This window comes from Mesonia ostreae (assembly GCF_031845265.1).
Taxonomy (GTDB): domain Bacteria; phylum Bacteroidota; class Bacteroidia; order Flavobacteriales; family Flavobacteriaceae; genus Mesonia; species Mesonia ostreae.
This window is the reverse complement of sequence record NZ_JAVRBG010000033.1, coordinates 1-3,365: the sequence shown is the minus strand read 5'-3', so window position 1 is coordinate 3,365 and position 3,365 is coordinate 1. Positions and strand designations below refer to the sequence as shown.

Below are 3,365 nucleotides of genomic sequence, written 5' to 3'. Positions count from 1 at the left end.
GGCGGACCTTATGAGTTTGATTTAACCACCAATACGCCCTTAGTGTTAGGAACTCAAGACCCTGCATTATTTGATATTTCTTATTACACAAATGAAGCCGATGCAGAAGTGCCACAAAATGAGATTACAACCCTAACCAACTACCCGGCAACTACAGGTGTAGAAACGATTTACGTACGTATCAATAACACCAACAAGCCAGAATGTTATAGTCTTACAAATTTTAGCTTAATCGTAAATGAAGTACGTATAGGCGAGGTAACCGATAAAGAAGAATGTGATGGTGGAAATACTGGTTTTGCCACGTTCAACTTAACCAATAGCAATTTAGAAGCTTTAGATGGACAAAGTCCGTTGGATTATGAAGTAACGTATTACGAGACTCAAGCCGCAGCCGATGCAGGAACCCCAGCCATTGCCGATCCAGCCAACTATGAAAACATAGAGAATCCACAAGAGATTTTTGTACGCGTAACGGTAGACAGTGATGCAGATTGTTACCTTACAGAAAGCTTTATGATTGAAGCTACCACCTCTGCACCTATCTTTGACCCAAGCCCGTTAGTAGCCTGTGATACCGACAATGATGGATTCTATACCCTTTTTGATTTAACCCAGAAAGATGATGAGATCACCAATGCCAATCCAGATGTAACGGTAAGCTACCACTTAACCCAAAGTGATGCAGATAACGGAGTAGGAGCCGTTGAGTCTCCTTACTCTAATGTCGTACCTTATAACCAAACCATTTATGTACGTGTAGAAGACCCAGCCAATGGATGTGTTTTAAATACCACTTTAGAATTGGAAGTTTATGACAGTCCATTAATTACCACTCCAGAGCCATTAGAGCTATGTGACGATGATGACGATGAACAAGCCATTTTTGATTTAACCCAAGTAGAAGAAGAAGTTTTAAACGGATTAGATCCCAATAGCTACGATATCACCTACCACGACGATGCGCAAGAAGCCGAAGATGGAGTAGATGCCATTCCCAATGCAGGAGGTTACGAAAACCTGTTCAACCCACAAACCATTTGGATTCGTGTAACCGATCCCAATACGCCAACAGGATGTTATAATGTAGTGGAGTTAGAACTTATAGTAAATCCACTACCTGTGGCCGTACAGCCTACCAACCTAGAACTATGTGATGACGAGTTGAGCGGAAGTGATACCGATGAACTTAGTGTGTTTGACCTTACGGTAAAAGACGGAGAAATTACAGCAGGGGATAACTCTATTGAAGTGATTTGGTATGAAACCCCAGCCGATCTTCAAGCCGGGATAGAAATTCCAAACCCAACGGCCTATACCAATATTATAGCCACCAACCAGACCATAGTAGCTCAATTGGTAGATGAAAATGGATGTAGTGTAACGACGACTTTAACCTTAGTAGTAAATCCGTTACCCTCACCCACTCCTACAGATCAATTAGAACCTTACGAATTATGTGATGATGATAATGATGGTTTTGTAGAATTTGATTTAGCTACCCAAGACGATATTATCGCCAATGGAGAACTAAATGTAGAGATCACTTACTATGCTACTCCGGAAGGAGCAGAAAGCGGTTTAGTACAAAATCAAATAGGACCTTTGTATGAAAACGTACAAGTAAACCAACAAACCATTTACGCAAGAGCAACCAACATCATTACAGGATGTTACCGTTGGGTAAGCCTAGACTTGGTGGTGACCCCACTTCCAATGATTGATGGTCCTTTAGAAGACATTTTTGATTGTGATGCCAGCGGAGATACCTTTCAAAACTTTGATATCACTCAAAACGAAGGAGACATTTATGGCAGCCAAGATCCAAGTTTATACAATCTTGCTTACTATGAAAGTCAGGCCAATGCAGAAAATGAAATCAATCCCATAAGCAACCCTACTAACTATTCTAATGGAGGAGTAAGTCCTTTAACGGTTTGGGTACGCCTAGAAGATAATGATACAGGATGCTACCGTGTAGCTAGCTTTGATTTAATCACAGGTGAATTTCCAGTTATTGAAAATCCATCCCCATTGGAAGCCTGTGACGATAGCGCTACCACGCCAACCGATGAGATAGGTTTATTTGATTTAACCCAAGCCAATCCAGAAATTACAGGTGGAAACAATAACTTAGATGTATTCTTCTATGAAAGTGCAGCAGATATAGATAATGACAACCCAATTGATCCAGCTACTGCCTACGAGAATATAAACAATCCGCAGACGGTACAAGTAAAAGTAGTTAGTGATGCAGGTTGTGAAGCCTTTACCACCCTTACTTTAGTGGTAAATCCAAACCCTAGTATTGCAGAAGAGCTAGAAACATTAGAAGTATGTGATGATGATAATGATGGCTTTGCGCAGTTTGATTTAGAAGCCGAGACTGTCATTATTTTAGATGGAGAACCCAATGTAACAATCACCTACCATACCACGCTAGCCAATGCTCAGAATGGTGTAGATGCAATTGATACCACAGAGCTTTACACCAATGTAAATATCAATACCCAAACCATTTACGTAAGAGCAGAAAATACAGGAATCACTGGAGGTGGCACCGAATGTTATGTGACCCGTACCCTAGAGCTTATTGTAGTTCCTGCCCCTGCATTAGAGTCAGAAGGATTAGAAGACCTCTATGTATGTGATGACGATAGCGCCGATGGTTTTGCAGTCTTTAATTTAACACAAAATGAAGACTTGATGTTTGGAGACCAAGACCCAACCGACTTAGTGGTTACCTACCACGAGAGTTTAGTAGCGGCAGAAAGTGGTACCCCAAAAATTGCAGTCCCAACCAACTATACCAATATTGTAAACCCTCAAATGATTTGGGTGCGCATAGAAAACACCGAGACAGGATGTATAGACGCTTTTGTGTTGACAGATGAAAACACCTTTATGTTATATGTAGAGGAAATTCCAGAATTAACACAGCCAACCCCACTTCAGGTGTGTGATGACGATTATGAAAATGATCCTTTATCTCAGGTAGAGTTTGATTTAACAGTAAAAGAAGCAGAGATTACAGGAATGAATCTGGTGCCCGATAATTATGTGTTTACCTATTATGCTTCCGCAGAAGATCAAGCCTCAGGAACACCAATAGACACTCCAGAAGCTTATGTGAATCAAGCCAATCCGCAGACGATATTTATAGAGGTAGCAGATACCAATACAGAAAATGAGTGTGTCAATGAGATCACGCTCACCATAGAAGTGTTGCCGTTGCCTACCCCTTCCGAAGAAAGTTTAGAAGCCCTGCGTCAAGAACAATGTGATGATGACAATGATGGTGTAGCAGCAGATCCTTTTGATTTAACAGATAGCGGAGATTTAATCTCAGACGGAGAAAATGTAGT

Annotated in this window: 1 protein-coding gene; it reads left to right on the top strand. The window is 41.0% G+C overall.

Translation table 11 applies throughout. The features are described from left to right. Positions 1–3,365 (top strand): FIDD domain-containing protein (locus RLT85_RS14975; protein WP_511381385.1); only part of this gene is annotated, 3,365 nt, incomplete at both ends.